Annotated in this window: 14 protein-coding genes; 7 read left to right on the plus strand and 7 right to left on the minus strand. The window is 63.9% G+C overall.

Going from position 1 to position 14,351, the window contains the following annotated elements; all coding sequences use genetic code 11:
- Positions 1-114: 114 nt before the first annotated feature.
- Positions 115-1,239: a CaiB/BaiF CoA transferase family protein gene (locus tag Q2941_RS08775; RefSeq protein WP_458192220.1), complete on the plus strand. Its 1,125-nt coding sequence runs from the start codon at positions 115-117 to the stop codon at positions 1,237-1,239.
- Positions 1,240-1,438: 199 nt separating this feature from the next.
- On the opposite strand, the gene hppD is transcribed toward Q2941_RS08775, so the two are convergent.
- Positions 1,439-2,557 carry a 4-hydroxyphenylpyruvate dioxygenase gene (hppD, locus tag Q2941_RS08780; protein ID WP_458192221.1) on the minus strand — a complete coding sequence of 373 codons (1,119 nt, stop codon included), beginning with the start codon at positions 2,555-2,557 and terminating at the stop codon, positions 1,439-1,441.
- 121 nt (positions 2,558-2,678) lie between these two features.
- Between hppD and Q2941_RS08785 the strand changes: the two genes are divergently transcribed.
- Both Q2941_RS08785 and Q2941_RS08790 read left to right on the plus strand, forming a co-directional pair.
- Positions 2,679-3,158 carry an Lrp/AsnC family transcriptional regulator gene (locus Q2941_RS08785; protein ID WP_458192222.1) on the plus strand — a complete coding sequence of 160 codons (480 nt, stop codon included), beginning with the start codon at positions 2,679-2,681 and terminating at the stop codon, positions 3,156-3,158.
- Between the two features lie 182 nt (positions 3,159-3,340).
- Positions 3,341-3,652, plus strand: coding sequence for a DUF1272 domain-containing protein (locus tag Q2941_RS08790; RefSeq protein WP_027526355.1), 312 nt, complete (start codon positions 3,341-3,343; stop codon positions 3,650-3,652).
- Between the two features lie 122 nt (positions 3,653-3,774).
- On the opposite strand, the gene fahA is transcribed toward Q2941_RS08790, so the two are convergent.
- From fahA to Q2941_RS08815, 5 genes are all read right to left on the minus strand, one after another.
- On the minus strand, positions 3,775-5,046 hold the full coding sequence (fahA, locus tag Q2941_RS08795; RefSeq protein WP_458192223.1) for a fumarylacetoacetase: 1,272 nt from the start codon (positions 5,044-5,046) through the stop codon (positions 3,775-3,777).
- Between the two features lie 164 nt (positions 5,047-5,210).
- Positions 5,211-6,557 (minus strand): homogentisate 1,2-dioxygenase, encoded by a 1,347-nt coding sequence (hmgA, locus tag Q2941_RS08800; RefSeq protein ID WP_254109371.1) that lies wholly within the window; start codon positions 6,555-6,557, stop codon positions 5,211-5,213.
- Between the two features lie 2 nt (positions 6,558-6,559).
- Entirely contained in the window at positions 6,560-7,516 is a 957-nt protein-coding gene (locus Q2941_RS08805; RefSeq protein ID WP_458192224.1) for an MBL fold metallo-hydrolase, read from the minus strand.
- Positions 7,517-7,535: 19 nt separating this feature from the next.
- Entirely contained in the window at positions 7,536-7,760 is a 225-nt protein-coding gene (locus Q2941_RS08810; RefSeq protein ID WP_027526359.1) for a DUF2783 domain-containing protein, read from the minus strand.
- 29 nt (positions 7,761-7,789) lie between these two features.
- Positions 7,790-9,403: an FAD-dependent oxidoreductase gene (locus Q2941_RS08815; RefSeq protein ID WP_254109373.1), complete on the minus strand. Its 1,614-nt coding sequence runs from the start codon at positions 9,401-9,403 to the stop codon at positions 7,790-7,792.
- Positions 9,404-9,513: 110 nt separating this feature from the next.
- Here Q2941_RS08815 and Q2941_RS08820 point away from each other — a divergent pair, with 110 nt between their 5' ends.
- Together Q2941_RS08820 and Q2941_RS08825 are read left to right on the plus strand one after the other, a co-directional pair.
- Complete coding sequence (locus tag Q2941_RS08820) at positions 9,514-10,050, plus strand: MarR family winged helix-turn-helix transcriptional regulator (protein WP_027526361.1); 537 nt, start codon at positions 9,514-9,516, stop codon at positions 10,048-10,050.
- A 191-nt stretch (positions 10,051-10,241) separates the two neighbouring features.
- Entirely contained in the window at positions 10,242-10,592 is a 351-nt protein-coding gene (locus Q2941_RS08825; RefSeq protein WP_458192225.1) for a DUF805 domain-containing protein, read from the plus strand.
- A gap of 71 nt (positions 10,593-10,663) precedes the next feature.
- On the opposite strand, the gene Q2941_RS08830 is transcribed toward Q2941_RS08825, so the two are convergent.
- The gene (locus Q2941_RS08830; protein ID WP_458192226.1) at positions 10,664-11,470 is read right to left on the minus strand and encodes an N-acyl homoserine lactonase family protein; all 807 of its coding nucleotides are present in this window, start codon (positions 11,468-11,470) and stop codon (positions 10,664-10,666) included.
- Positions 11,471-11,831: 361 nt separating this feature from the next.
- Here Q2941_RS08830 and Q2941_RS08835 point away from each other — a divergent pair, with 361 nt between their 5' ends.
- Together Q2941_RS08835 and Q2941_RS08840 are read left to right on the plus strand one after the other, a co-directional pair.
- Complete coding sequence (locus tag Q2941_RS08835; protein ID WP_027526364.1) at positions 11,832-13,415, plus strand: caspase family protein; 1,584 nt, start codon at positions 11,832-11,834, stop codon at positions 13,413-13,415.
- 124 nt (positions 13,416-13,539) lie between these two features.
- Positions 13,540-14,214 (plus strand): OmpA family protein, encoded by a 675-nt coding sequence (locus Q2941_RS08840; RefSeq protein WP_458192227.1) that lies wholly within the window; start codon positions 13,540-13,542, stop codon positions 14,212-14,214.
- Positions 14,215-14,351: the final 137 nt, after the last annotated feature.

The following is a 14,351-nucleotide window of genomic DNA, read 5'->3' on the forward strand; positions in this document are numbered from 1 at the left end:
AAAGCGCTTGCCTCGTCGGGTCGAAGGCGAGAAAATTTAATCGACGGATTAACTCGCCCCGCAGAGGAACGTGCGTCTCCCGCGCCCGTCTTGCGACCCCGAGGAAACAACAACGTGCTCGATCAATCAGCCCAGGAAAGATCAGAAGGCTCCTCCGTCCGCGCCTCCGGCCCGCTCGCAGGTTTCCGCATCGTCGAATTCGCGGGCATCGGCCCCGGCCCCTTCGCCTGCATGCTGCTCGCCGACATGGGCGCCGAGGTCGTCACGCTCGATCGCGTCGGCGCGAAGAAGAGCATGAAGTCGGTGGCCGGCCGCGGCCGCAAGGTGATCGAGCTCGACCTGAAGGACAAGGGCGCAATCGCGCAGGTTCTCGACCTGCTCGCCAACGCGGACGCGCTGATCGAAGGTTTCCGTCCCGGCGTGATGGAGCGGCTCGGGCTCGGACCCGATGTCGTGCTCGCGCGCAACCCAAAGCTCGTCTACGGCCGCATGACCGGCTGGGGCCAGGAAGGACCGCTCGCGAATGCCGCGGGCCACGACATCAACTACATCTCCATTACCGGCGCGCTGGCCGCGATCGGCACGAAGGATGCGCCGGTGCCGCCGCTCAACCTGGTCGGCGATTTCGGCGGCGGCGCGCTTTATCTCGTGGTCGGCGTGCTCGCGGCGCTCCTGGAAGCGCAAAGGTCCGGCAAGGGCCAGGTGGTCGACACCGCGATGTGCGACGGCGCGGCCTCGCTGATGTCGTTCTTCTTCGACATGGCCGCGATGGGCCGCTGGACCGAAGGCCGCGACCAGAACTTTCTCGATGGCGGCGCGCATTTCTACGGCGTCTACGAATGCGCCTGCGGCCATTTCATCTCGATCGGCTCGATCGAGCCGCAATTCTACGCGCTGCTGCGGCAACACGCCGGGCTCACCGACGCCGATTTCGAGGCACAGATGGACCGCAAGGCCTGGCCGGCGCTGAAGGAGAAATTGAAGGCCGTCTTCAAGAGCAAGACGCGCGAGGACTGGTGCAGGATCATGGAAGGCACCGACATCTGCTTCGCGCCGGTGCTGACGATGTCGGAAGCCACCGAGCATCCGCACATGGTCGCGCGCAACGTCTTCATCGAGCGCCACGACGTGAAGCAGCCGGCGCCCGCGCCGCGGTTCTCGCGCACGCCGTCAGTGGTTCGCGAGCCGGAAGCGGCGGACATTGGGACGGTGACGAGCGCGTGGAAGGCGGGGCGGTAGCGGCGCTGCCGCCGCACTCCCCGCTCGTCGTCCCGGGGCGCGCGAAGCGCGAGCCCGGGACCCATAACCACAGGAAGTGGTTTGACGAAGACTCTGGGTTACCGCTTTCGCGCCACAACCACTCCCTGGGGTTATGGGTCCCGGCCTTCGCCGGGACGACAGTTGTGTTTGATGAGACAGCGTGCCCAACAACGCGTGCTTAAGCCGCGTCGTCCACCTTCAGCACGCCGCGCCGAATCTGATCCTCCTCGATCGATTCGAACAGCGCCTTGAAATTCCCCTCGCCAAAGCCGTCGTCGCCCTTGCGCTGGATGAACTCAAAGAAGATCGGGCCAATCGCGTTCGCCGAGAAGATCTGGAGCAGCACCTTGGTCTGGCCGCCGTCGACGACACCCTCGCCGTCGATCAAAATGCCGTTGCGCTGCAATCGCGCGACGTCCTCGCCGTGTCTGGGCAGCCGCGCGTCGACCTTCTCGAAATAGGTGTCGGGCGGTGACGGCATGAAGGGCAGGCCGGCCTCACGCAGCCCCTCGATCGTGCCGTGGATCTCGCGGCAGCCGCAGGCGATGTGCTGGATGCCTTCGCCGCGATAGACCTTCAGATATTCTTCGATCTGGCCGGACTCGCCCGCATCCTCGTTGATGGGAATGCGGATCTTGCCGTCGGGGCTGGTCAGCGCGCGCGAGAACAGGCCGGACGCGCGGCCCTCGATATCGAAGAAGCGGATCTGGCGGAAGTTGAAGAGCTTCTCGTAGAAGCCAGCCCAGACATCCATGCGGCCGCGATGGACGTTGTGGGTGAGGTGATCGAGATAGAACAGGCCGGCACCGACCGGGCGCGGGTCACGGGCGCCAAGCCATTCGAACTCGGCATCATAGGCCGAGCCTTTCGCGCCATAGCGATCGACGAGATAGAGGAGGCTGCCGCCGATGCCCTTGATCGCGGGCACATCCAGCGTCTTCTGCGCGGACGCCGCCTCGGCCGGCTCGGCGCCGAGCGCGATCGCGCGGTCATAGGCCGCCTTCGCATCGACCACGCGGAACGCCATCGATGGCGCGCACGGCCCATGCGCGGCGACGAAATCGAAGCCATGCGTGCCGGGCTCCTCGTTGACGAGGTAATTGATGTCACCCTGGCGATAGACTGTGATCTTCTTGGTGCGGTGGCGCGCGACGGGTGCAAAGCCCATCAGCGTGAACAGCGCGTGCAGCTCTTGCGGATTGGGATGGGCGTATTCGACGAACTCGAACCCGTCGGTGCCCATCGGATTGTCGGCGCTGATGGTGGCGGGCGGTGCATCGTGCGGAAACGGACCCATTGGCGATCTCTCCCGGATTGTTCGCCTGAACTATCCTTCATGGGGCGCGCAATGGGCGTGCAAACGGGACGCGATTCCGGTAGCATATGCATGGTTTGTGCATGAAACGGACAAATGACGCATGATCCCGGTCGACGCCTTCGATCTCAAGATCCTGACCGCGCTCCAGGATGACGGCCGCCTCACCAACCAGGAGCTCGCCGACATCGCGGGGCTCTCGGCCTCGCAATGCTCGCGGCGGCGGATGCGGCTGGAGGAGGAGGAGGTGATCGCGGGCTACCATGCCGACCTCTCCAGCGAGGCGCTCGGCTTCGGCGTCGTCGCCTTCATCCAGGTGACCCTGGCGACGCACTCGCCCGACAATGCCAAGCGGTTCCGCACCCTGGTCGGCCGCATCGACGAGATCCAGGAAGCCTATTCACTCACCGGCGACGCCGATTATGTGCTGAAGGCCGTGCTGCGCGACCTCAAGGGGCTCTCCAATCTCGTCAACGACGTGCTGATGCCGCACCAGAGCGTCGCGCATGTGCGCTCCTCGATCGTGCTCGACCGTCTGAAGGAGAGCTCGCGGCTGCCCTTGAAGGGACTCACGCCTGGCTGAAATCGAGGGAAATGCGGCATTCGCGCGAGGGGCGCGATCTGCGATGATCGGCGCCAGCCTATTTTTGTTTGAGCATGATCTCCGCGCAAACGCCTTCCGCGTTTGTCGCGAGGGAAGACCGCTCCACACTTTGCGCCAACGCGGCCCTTCGGGTCCGAATCATGCTCGGGGAGATTTCAGCCATGGCCCTCCAGCTTCGGCCGAACTGCGAATATTGCGACTGCGACCTGCCGCCGAATGCTACGAATGCGCGGATCTGCTCCTATGAATGCACGTTCTGTGCGGACTGCGTCGAGACGAAACTCTTCAACGTCTGCCCGAACTGCGGCGGCGGCTTTGCGCCGCGCCCGATCCGCCCCGAGAAGGAATGGCGGCCCGGCGTGTGCGTGACGAAGCACTTGCCGTCGGACAAGCGGGTGCATTTGAAATACAGCGCAGAGGTTGTCGCGGCGCATTCGGCCAGAATCCGCGGCGTGCCGCCGGAGGAGCGGTAGACTCTCGCCACACCGTCATTGCGAGGAGCGAAGCGACGAAGCAATCCAGAATCTTTCTGCGGAAGGATTCTGGATTGCTTCGCTGCGCTCGCAATGACGGAGTGTGGCGTTAGAACGTCGCCTCACTCCGCCGGTAGAATCGTCCCCTCGACCTCGCCGAAGCCGACGCGGTAGCCGTCGCTCTGGCACCAGCCGCGCATCGCGAGGCTGTCACCGTCTTCAAGGAACGATCGCTTCACCCCGCCGGGCAATTCCACCGGCTCGGTGCCGTTCCAGGATATCTCCAGCAGGCTGCCGCGCTGGTTCTTCTCCGGGCCCGAGATCGTGCCGGAGCCCAGAAGATCGCCGACATTCATGGCGCAGCCGCCGGAGGCGTGGTGCATCAATTGCTGCACCGACGACCAGTACATGTACTTGAAATTGGTGCGGCTGATGCTCGTCGCCGCATTCGTGCCGGCGGCGCGCAAGGAGACGTCGAGCTCGATATCGTAGTTCTGCGGCCGATCCTGTCTGAGATAATCGAGCGGCGCCGGGCTCTGCTCGGGACCTTTCGTGCAGAACGGCTCCAGCGCCTCGCGCGTCACCACCCACGGGCTGATCGAGGTGGCAAAGGCCTTGGCGAGGAACGGGCCCAGCGGCACATATTCCCACTGCTGGATGTCGCGCGCGCTCCAGTCGTTGAGAAGGACGAAGCCGAAGATCATCTCCTCGGCCTGTTGCTCGCTGAGCATGCCGCCCATCGGCGACGGCTGCCCGATGACGACGCCCATCTCCAGCTCGAAATCGAGCCGCTTGCAGGCTGCGAAGCTTGGCACCTCGGCCGTCGGCGGCTTCAACTGTCCGCGCGGCCGCTTCACCCTGGTGCCGCTCACGACCACGGTCGAGGCGCGGCCGTTATAGCCGATCGGCATGTAGAGCCAGTTCGGCTGCAGCGCATTGTCCTTGCCGCGGAACATCACGCCGACATTGGTGGCGTGCTCCTTCGACGAATAGAAGTCGGTATAGCCGGAGACCGCGAACGGCAGATGAAGCCGCACGTCGCGCATCGGCACCAGGGCCTGCTTGCGCAGCTCCTCGTTGTCGCGCAGCTCCGGATGGTCGCGACGCAGCAGCTCGCTGATTCGCGCCCGCGTCTTCGCCCAGACTTTTGGTCCCAGCGCCATGAACGGATTGAGTGACGGCGCGGAGAACACGCCGAGCGGGCCCACGTCGAGCCGGGAATCCTGCTCGAGTTCCCAGAGGTCAAGCACGTAGTCCCCGATCGCAACACCAACCCGCGGCGCCGGATAGGCCGCCGTCGAGAACACGCCGTATGGCAGGTTCTGGATCGGGAAGTCGGAGGACGGATCGACGTCGATGAAGGAGCGGAGGCTGGGGTCGTTGGGTTGGGGCACGAGACTCTCCGGGATTGAGGTCGTCATTCCGGGATGGTCCGAAGGACCAGACCCGGAATCTCGAGATTCCGGGTTCGATGCTTCGCATCGCCCCGGAATGACAGCACGGGAGGAAACGCGTGGATCGCCGGGTCAAGCCCGGCGATGACGAGCAAAACAAATCATCACGGCCTGTTCGGATCGAAGCGTTTCTCGAGGCCCTTCCAGCAATCGGCATAGTCGTCCTGGAGCGTCGACGACTTCGCGGCATGCTCAGTGACGCGCTGGGGGAAGCGGGTCTCGAACATGAAGGCGAGCGTGCCGGTGAGCTTGACGGGCTTCAGCTCGCCGTTGCTCGCGTGATCGAACGCGTCGCGGTCGGGGCCGTGCGGCAGCATGCAATTGTGCAGCGAGATCCCTCCCGGCACAAAGCCTTGCGGCTTCGCATCATAAACGCCGTACACCAGCCCCATGAACTCGCTCATGATGTTCATGTGATACCAGGGCGGACGGAAGGTGTTGTCGGCGACCATCCAGCGCTCCGGGAAGATGACGAAGTCGATATTCGCCGTGCCCGCCGTCTCCGACGGCGAGGTCAGCACCGTGAAGATCGAGGGATCGGGATGGTCGAAGGCGATCGCGCCGACCGGCGAGAAGCTGCGCAAATCATATTTGTAGGGCGCGTAGTTGCCGTGCCAGGCGACCACGTCGATCGGCGAATGCGGCAGCGTCGTCTTGAACAGGGAGCCGCCCCACTTCACGTAGAGCTCGGTCGGCGTGTCCTTGTCCTCGTAGCAGGCCACCGGCGTCAGGAAGTCCCGCGCGTTGGCAAGGCAGTTGGCGCCGATCGGTCCGCGCTCCGGCAGCGTGAAGGCGCCGCCATAATTTTCGCAGAGATAGCCGCGCGCGGGCCCGTTCGGAATCTCCACGCGGAATTTGACGCCGCGCGGGATCACCACGATCTCGCCGGGCTCGGCGTCGATGCGGCCGAACTCGGTGACGAGACGAAGATTGCCCTGCTGGAGCACGAACATCAGCTCGCCGTCAGCATTGTAGAAATGCTGGTCCACCATCGATTTGGTGACGAGGTAGACATGCGCGGCCATTCCGGCCTGGGTGTTGACATCCCCGGCCGTCGTCATGGTCTGCACGCCCTCAAGGAACGTGATCTCCTCTTTCGGGATCGGCGTCGGGTCCCAGCGGAGCTGCGCAATCGGCAGATCGTTTTCATGGCACGGTGCCGAGCGCCACAGGCCGGCATCGACCTTCTCGAAGCGTCCCGAATGCTTCACCGACGGGCGGATGCGATAGAGCCAGGAGCGCTCGTTGGTGCCGCGCGGCGCGGTGAAGGGCGAGCCCGAGAGCTGCTCGGCATAGAGCCCATAGGCGCAGCGCTGCGGCGAATTGCGCCCCATCGGCAGCGCGCCCGGCAGCGCCTCCGTCTCAAAGCTGTTGCCGAAGCCGGACATGTAGCCCGGCGTGACCTGGGCCGTGCTGCGAACGATTTGATCAGGCGAGGTGTTGATGTTCATGACTATCCTCCTCCTTGCAAGGCAGCCCACATCTCCTGGTCGCGCTTGTCGGTCCAGATCACGGGGTCGTCGATCCCCGACGCCTCGTCAAAGGCGCGCGACACGTTGAATGGCAGGCAGTGCTCGTAGATGGCAAAGCTCGAAAACTTGGGATCCATCACCTCGCGCGTCGCCGCCATCGTTTCCTTCAGCGTGCGCCCCTTGGCGACGGAGATTTCGGCCGCGCCATAGAGCGTGGTGACGAAATCGCGTGTCATCGCGATTGCCTCGCGCGCGGTCGTGGTCCCCTTCAGCGCATCGCCGCGGCCCGGCGCGATCGCCTTCGGATTGAAGTTGCGGATCTCGTTCAGCGTCAGCGGCCACTCGCGCAAATGCGCATCGCCGCAATAGCAGGCCGAGTGGTATTCGATGAGATCACCGGAGAACATCACCTCGGCATCCGGCACCCAGGCGACGATGTCGCCCGAGGTGTGGCCGGCCCCGAGCTGCATCAGCCGCACCTCGCGTTTGCCGAGATAGATCGACATCTCGCCTTCGAAGGTGAGCGTCGGCCAGGTCAGGCCGGGAATGCTTTGCGCATCCTGGAACAGACGGGGAAATCGACCATACTCGGAATCCCAGTCCTGCTTGCCGCGCTCCTCGATCAGCCGATAGGTCTCCTGCGAGGCGACGATGCCTTGCGCCTTGTAGGCGGATGCGCCCAGCACGCGGACGGCGTGATAATGCGACAGCACGACATATTTGATCGGCTTGTCGGTGACGTTGCGAACGCGCTCGATCACCTTGTTGGCCATTGCGGGCGTTGCCTGCGCGTCGAACACCAGACAGCCGTCCTCGCCGACGATGACGGCGGAGTTCGGATCGCCCTCGGCGGTGAAGGCATAGAGATCAGGGCCGATCTCGGAGAAGGTGACCTTCTTCTCCGCGAGATCGCCGGTGGATGCGAAGTTCTTCGCCATCAGTTCGTTCCTTGCACGGTTATTGTTGTTGCTGTTGCTGCTGCTTGCCGTCGACCATGCGGCGCCTGGCGAGCACGATCGCTTCCCGGAGAACGTCGATATCGCCGATATGGTTGGCGAGGATCAGGACCAGAGCGGCGTCAAAATCCGCGCTCTGCTCCTCGCTGAGACCACGATGCGCCTCGACGATGGCGCGGAAGGCGTCATCGGGCCGCGCGAAGTTCGAGCTGGTAGAGAGAGCCATTCTCGCAAAACCTTCAGTTCAAGCCTTGTTCAATTCAAGCCTTGGGCGCGCGACAATGCCGCTGCGACCATCGCCTTTGTCGGATGACGAAAGCGTGCCGCGACGTAGCCATCGGGCCGCAGCAGATAGGCCGTGTCAGACCCGGCGTCGTAGCGCTTTGCGGCGAGCCCGCCGGGGTCGACCAGTCCGCCTTCGCCGCCGACGCGGATGTCCTTCACGTCGCCGGGCAGCTCGATCGCCGCACCATTGCCAAACCCGAGCACGGCAAATTGCGTTCCGCCCTTGCGGAACATATCGGTCAAATAGGCGCCCTCCCCCGCACGCGTCCTGACCGGCGCATCCAGCATGGAACAGCCGGGCCGCGGGCCACCGTTCCACGTCTCCACGTCGGCCGAGGACAGCGGCGAGTTGTAACTACAAGGCACCGAGAGCCGGCCGCCATTGACCATGCGCTTGCCGAACTCGGTCTCTTTCGCCAGCGACAGCACCGCCTTGCGCAGCCGCGCCTCCTGGTGCGAGTTCGGCGCCATGAAATCCGTCGAGCGGGTCGATTCGCGGATGTTCTCGTCCGCCGCCATGCTGCGCTCGACGTGGTAGCTCTCGAGCAAGGTCGCCGGTGATTGGCCGCGCAGCACCCGATCGAGCTTCCAGGAGAGATTCTCCGCGTCCTCAAGTCCGGAGTTGGCGCCGCGCGCGCCGAAGGGCGAGACCTGGTGCGCGGAGTCGCCGGCAAAGATCACGCGGCCATGGATGAAGCGGTCCATGCGCCGGCACTGAAATTTGTAGAGCGAGATCCATTCGAAATCGAACTTGTCGTGCCCGAGCATGCGCGCAATCCGCGGCCGCACGTTTTCCGGCTTCTTCTCGACGCCAGGGTCGGCATAGCGATTGAGCTGGAGGTCGATGCGCCAGACGTCATCCGGCTGCTTGTGCAAGAGCGCCGAACGTCCCGCATGGAACGGCGGATCGAACCAGAACCAGCGCTCGGTCGGGAATTCCGCGGTCATCTTGACGTCGGCGATCAGGAATTGATCCTCGAACACCTGACCGGCGAAGTCCGCACCGACCATCTGCCGCAGCGAGGAGCGCGCACCGTCGCAGGCGATAACGTATTGCGCGGAGAGGCGATAGGCGCCTTCGGGCGTCTCGATCGTCAGCAGGGCGGAATCGTTGCGTTGCTCGAGCGCCGTCACCTTGTTGCACCAGCGCAGGTCGATCTCCGGCAGATCGTTGATGCGATCGACGAGATAAGCTTCCGCATAATATTGCTGGAGATTGATGAAGGCGGGCCGCTTGTGCCCCTCTTCCGGCAAGAGGTTGAACTGGTAGAGCTGGGACTCGCCGTGGAAGATCCTGCCGACGCTCCACACCACGCCCTTTTCGACCATGCGGTCGCCGACGCCGAGCCGGTCCCAATATTCCAGCGAGCGTTTCGAGAAGCAGATCGCGCGCGAGCCCTCGCCGATCCGGTCGGCATCGTCCAGCAGCACCACGCGCTGGCCGCGCTGCGCCAGATCGATCGCGAGCGACAACCCGACCGGCCCCGCGCCCACCACCACGATCGCATGCTCGGCCGGAGTCTGGCCGGGGCGATCCTGGTCCGGGTGGCGGCGATAGCCGAACTGGGTTTTTGCCTGCGCCATGCGCTAACCTTTCGCTCTGGTCAGGAGGGGACTTATCTGCTAGATAGTCTCACGTGCAACTATCTTGGACCGGCCGCCGCCGTCCGTCAACTGGCATTCGGAGCGATTTTTTGGCGAGGACATCCAGCGAAGCCGCGCTGAAGGCGAAGGACGCGAACGAGGCGTCGCCGAAGGCGCGGCTCGATCTTTTCAAATTCGTGCCGTTCCGTCTGAATCGCCTGGCGGCGGAAGTGAGTTCCGCACTCGCGGTCGAATATCAGGAGCAGCACGGGCTCGACATTCCGGCCTGGCGCGTGCTCGCCACGCTCGGCTTCCGCAACGATGCCTGTAGCGCGCAGTTCATCTCGCAATGCACCCGCACGCATAAATCCACGATCAGCCGCGCGGTGACCGCGCTGCTACATGCCGACCTGATCGAGCGCGTCGAGAACGAAGCCGACCGCCGCGAATTCCGCCTGCAACTCACCAAGAAGGGCCGCGCGCTCTATGAAGAGCTGTTTCCGCAACTGTTGCGGCGGGAGGACGAGATCCTCAGCTGCCTCTCCGCGCAAGAGCGCAAGCAATTGTCGGCGCTGCTCGGCAAGATCGAGCAGAGCCTCGACCTGATCCAGACCAGCGAAGAGGCGGACGCGAAGCAGGCGTATTAGGGCGCGGACCTCAGCTGACGCTCGAGCGGAATCTTGCGATCAGCCAGAGCCTTCCGGCTCATCACTCGAAGCTGACGCCAGTCACTTGGGTCAGCAATGCCGATTCTCTTGACCCTTCAACCCCCGACCATACTGTAGCGGTTGAGTGTTCTTAAGCTTGAAAGGAACGGCATAGCCGTTTGCGACTGCACATGAACTATCTGCGTGGGTTCTTCAGCTTCTACGGCCGGATAAGCGGACTTCAATACGCGATGGTCATGCTAATCGGATACCTGGGATCGCTAGCCATCTTCGCGCTGACATGGCCCAGCCTTCGTGCGATGGGGGATCTCGGTGTATTCACGGGGTTTGCAAATCTAATCGTTGGGATCTGGGTTTTGTTCGCGGCCATGGCGAAGCGGTTTCACGATATAAACAAATCGGGCTTTTCCAGTTTACTTATTTGCGTTCCGATCTCTGGATTGTTCACACCACTGGTTTTGCTTATTTATCCAGGTGACGCCGCGGATAACGGATTTGGACGACCCCCGCTTTGGTTCTAAATCGTCAGCGTTAAGTCGCCTGCTTACGGCCCTGAGAGGGATTGAGAGCGGTGCCTCGCTCTCTCCCGTCGTCATTTCACAAACGACCGCGCCGGCGGCAGGTGCAGCGCCCAGGCATCGACCTTGTCGCTCGCGCGCGGATAGATCTCGGTGACCAGCGGATCGTGCCCGGGGATGAAGCGATCGGGATGGCCGGCGAGGCGCTCGATCGTTTCCCAGCCTGCGGCCATGTCGCCGACGTTATAGACGATCGGGAACGGGCTGCGCCGCTGCAGATTGGCGAAATAGTGCGCGGCGTCGGAGGCGAGCACCACGGGCCCGCGCGCGGTCTCGACCCTGACCACCTGCAAACCGTCGGAATGACCGCCGACGCGGTGCACGGTCACGCCAGGCGCCACCTCGCCGTCGCCGGAATAGAAGCTGACGCGCTCGCCATAGACATGGCCCACCATCTGCGTGACGTGCTCGACCGAGAACGGATGTCGCAATAAGCCGTTGCACATGCAGCGGCCCGTCGCGTAAGCCATCTCGCGCTCCTGCAGATGGAAACGCGCATTCGGAAAGCGATCGAGATTGCCGGCGTGGTCGTAGTGCAGATGCGTCACGATGATGTCGGCAATGGCTGAGGCCTTGACGCCAAAATGCTCGAGCGCGTCGACCGGATTGAGCGTCAGCTTGCGGGCGCGCAAGGTGGCTTCCTCGGCGTTGAACCCGGTATCGACCAGGATATCGCGGCCGCCCCCGCGGATCAGCCAGACGAAATAGTCGAGATCCTGCGCGGTGCTATCGTGCGGGTCCGGCGACAGGAAGTTCATGTGGGGGGTGCGGGGCGACATCGTCGCGTAGCGCAGCGCGTAGACTTCGTAGAGGTTTCCCATGGTTGCACTTTTTTCGTTGAGGGGAGCCTAAAGAGCGGTCGCGAGCAGCAAGCCATCGCCGGACGCAAAGGTCAAACGCCGCCTTTCGCCCGGCCCGCATGTGAGACCGATCACATTTTTGTCGCGATGGACGCGCTAAGAGGTGTTCCCGCCGGGCCCCCCTCCGATCGAGCGATGCCGTGACAGCCGCTTTCGTCCCTCCCATCTTTCCCGCGACGTCGCGGTCAATTGTCGCGATAATGCCTGTTCTCCAAGCGGTTGACGCCCCCACCCCCCGGTTTGATAATGCAAATTGCGTAAGTTAAGGTCGCCGCGGCGCAAAGCTCGCGAACGGCGCCTTTTTGGCTGGACCGCGCTCGTTATGAAGATTCGCTTTCTTTCGCTTCTGCTCTTGATGTTCTTGGTCGTCCTGACCGCTCCATCCTTTGCCGCCGGCGACCGCTATGCGCTGGTCATCGGCAATGCCAAATATCCGGACGCCGACAGCCCGCTGAAGGAGCCGATCACCGACGCACGCGACGTCGCCGACGAGCTCAAGCATGACGGCTTTACCGTCGATGTCGGCGAGAACCTGACTGGCGACGGCATGCGCCGCGCCTTCGACAAGCTCTATGGCAAGATCAAGCCGGGCGCGGTCGTGCTGATCTTCTACAGCGGCTTCGGCATCCAGTCGGCACGCCAGAGCTACATGATCCCGGTCGACGCCCAGATCTGGACCGAGTCCGACGTGCGCCGTGACGGTTTCAGCATCGAGACAGTGCTCGGCGAGATCAATACTCGCGGCGCCGGCGTCAAGATCGCGCTGATCGATGCCTCCAGGCGCAACCCGTTCGAGCGGCGGTTCCGCAGCTTCTCCGCGGGCCTCGCGCCGGTGATCGCGCCGAACGGCACGCTGGTGATGTATTCGGCCGCCTTGAGCTCGGTGACCTCGGATGGCGGCGGTGACCGCAGCCTGTTCGTCCAGGAACTTTTGAAGGAAATCCGCGTCCCCGACCTGATGGCGGAGGAAACGCTGAACCGCACCAAGATGGGCGTCACCCGCGCCTCGCGAAACGAGCAGGTGCCGTGGATCTCGTCCTCGCTGGCCGAGGATTTCTCCTTCATTCCCGGCGCCGGCGGATCGCGGCCGACCGCCACGGCGCAGCCGGCCACGCCGCCGCCGGCCCCACCCGCCCCCACACCGCCGGTGGTTGCAAACAACCCGCCGCCCGCGCCGACACCCGTCCAAACTCCGGCTGCGCCGGCGCCGCCGAAGCCGCAGGTCGAAGCGAATGTAGCGCCGCCTCCCGCACCTGCGCCTTCTCCCGCGCCAGCCCCTGCGCCATCACCGAAACCGCAGGTTGATGCGGCGATTCCCGCGACGCAGCCGCCAGTGAAGCCGGCCGACGTCGGCACCAGCCCCAATACCGGCGGCAACACCGACACTGGGCCGAGCCAGGCCGCGCTGGCCGACGATCCGACCATCAAGAGCCTGACCGCCAAGATTGCGGCCAACCCCGACGACGTGAACGCGCTCTACCGGCGCGGTCAGGTCTATGCCAGCAAGGGCGCCTATAACCTTGCGATCAAGGATTTCGACGACACGATCCGGATCAATCCCAAGGACGTCGAAGCCCTGAACAACCGCTGCTGGACCCGCACCGTGATCGGCGACCTCCAGGGCGCACTGAAGGATTGCAACGAGGCCCTGCGGCTGCGCCCGAACTTCGTCGATGCGCTGGACAGCCGCGGCCTGGTCAACCTGAAATCGGGGGCGGTGAAGAACGCCATCGCGGATTTCGATGCGGCGCTGAAGATCAACCCGCGCCTGACCTCATCGCTCTATGGGCGAGGGCTTGCCAAGCAGCGCAACGGCTCGGCCTCGGAAGGCGCGCTGGACATTGCGAACGCCAAGGCGATGGATCCGAACATCGGCCAGGAGTTCGCAAGTTACGGAGTACGTTGATATTTTTTTGAGATTCGGGGCGCCGCGCCTCGAACCCCCGAGAGCCCCGCGGAGACCAACGCAAGGATGACGCAAGGGCCCGTCCGGGCTTGTTGCAGGATTTTTTTTGCAGGAGGGACTGGCAATGAGATTGGCTGCAAAGGGCGTGACCGCGATCCTCTCGATCCTCACGATCGGCGCCGCGCTGACGCTGCCGCTATCGAGCGCATTCGCAGGCGACGACAAGGACACCGGCAACAACGTCACCGAGGACCAGATCGTGCGAGCGCTGGCGCCGCCGAAGAAGCCCCTGACGCGCGGCCTCTCGATCGGACCGCAAACCACCGATCCGGCGCCGAGCGCCGCCGAGACCAAATTGCTCCAGAGCGTGCGGGGCCGCGCCACGCGCTCGCTCTCGGTGACCGAACGCGAGGAAATCGCAACCGCCGCCAAGGACAAGCCGAATATCGATCTCGAGATCACCTTCGACTACAACTCGGCCAACATCAGCGCCAAGTCGATGCCGTCCGTGCAGGCGCTCGGCCGCGCGCTGACCAGTCCCGACATCAAGGGCTCGACCTTCGTCGTCGCCGGCCACACCGACGCCGCTGGCGGCGAGGGCTACAACCAGGACCTGTCCGAGCGCCGCGCTGACGCGATCAAGCGCTACCTCGTCGACAAGTATAGCATTCCCGCGGCCGACCTCGTCACCGTCGGCTATGGCAAGAGCAAGCTGAAGGATCCGAGCCAGCCGATGGCGGAGGTCAATCGCCGGGTGCAGGTCGTGAATATGGAAAACAAGACCACCGCGTCCAAGTGAAGGCGGCACATTGTTCAGGTGACCGGTCGTAATGTCTGTAAATTCGAGTGTCCGATGCGCGTCCCGCAAACCCTGCGGGACGCAGCTTCGTTTCGGGGAAACTCTTTCAATAGCGGCCGCGAGCTCGCGGGCCGTGA

The sequence above is a fragment of the Bradyrhizobium sp. UFLA05-153 genome (genome assembly GCF_054185185.1).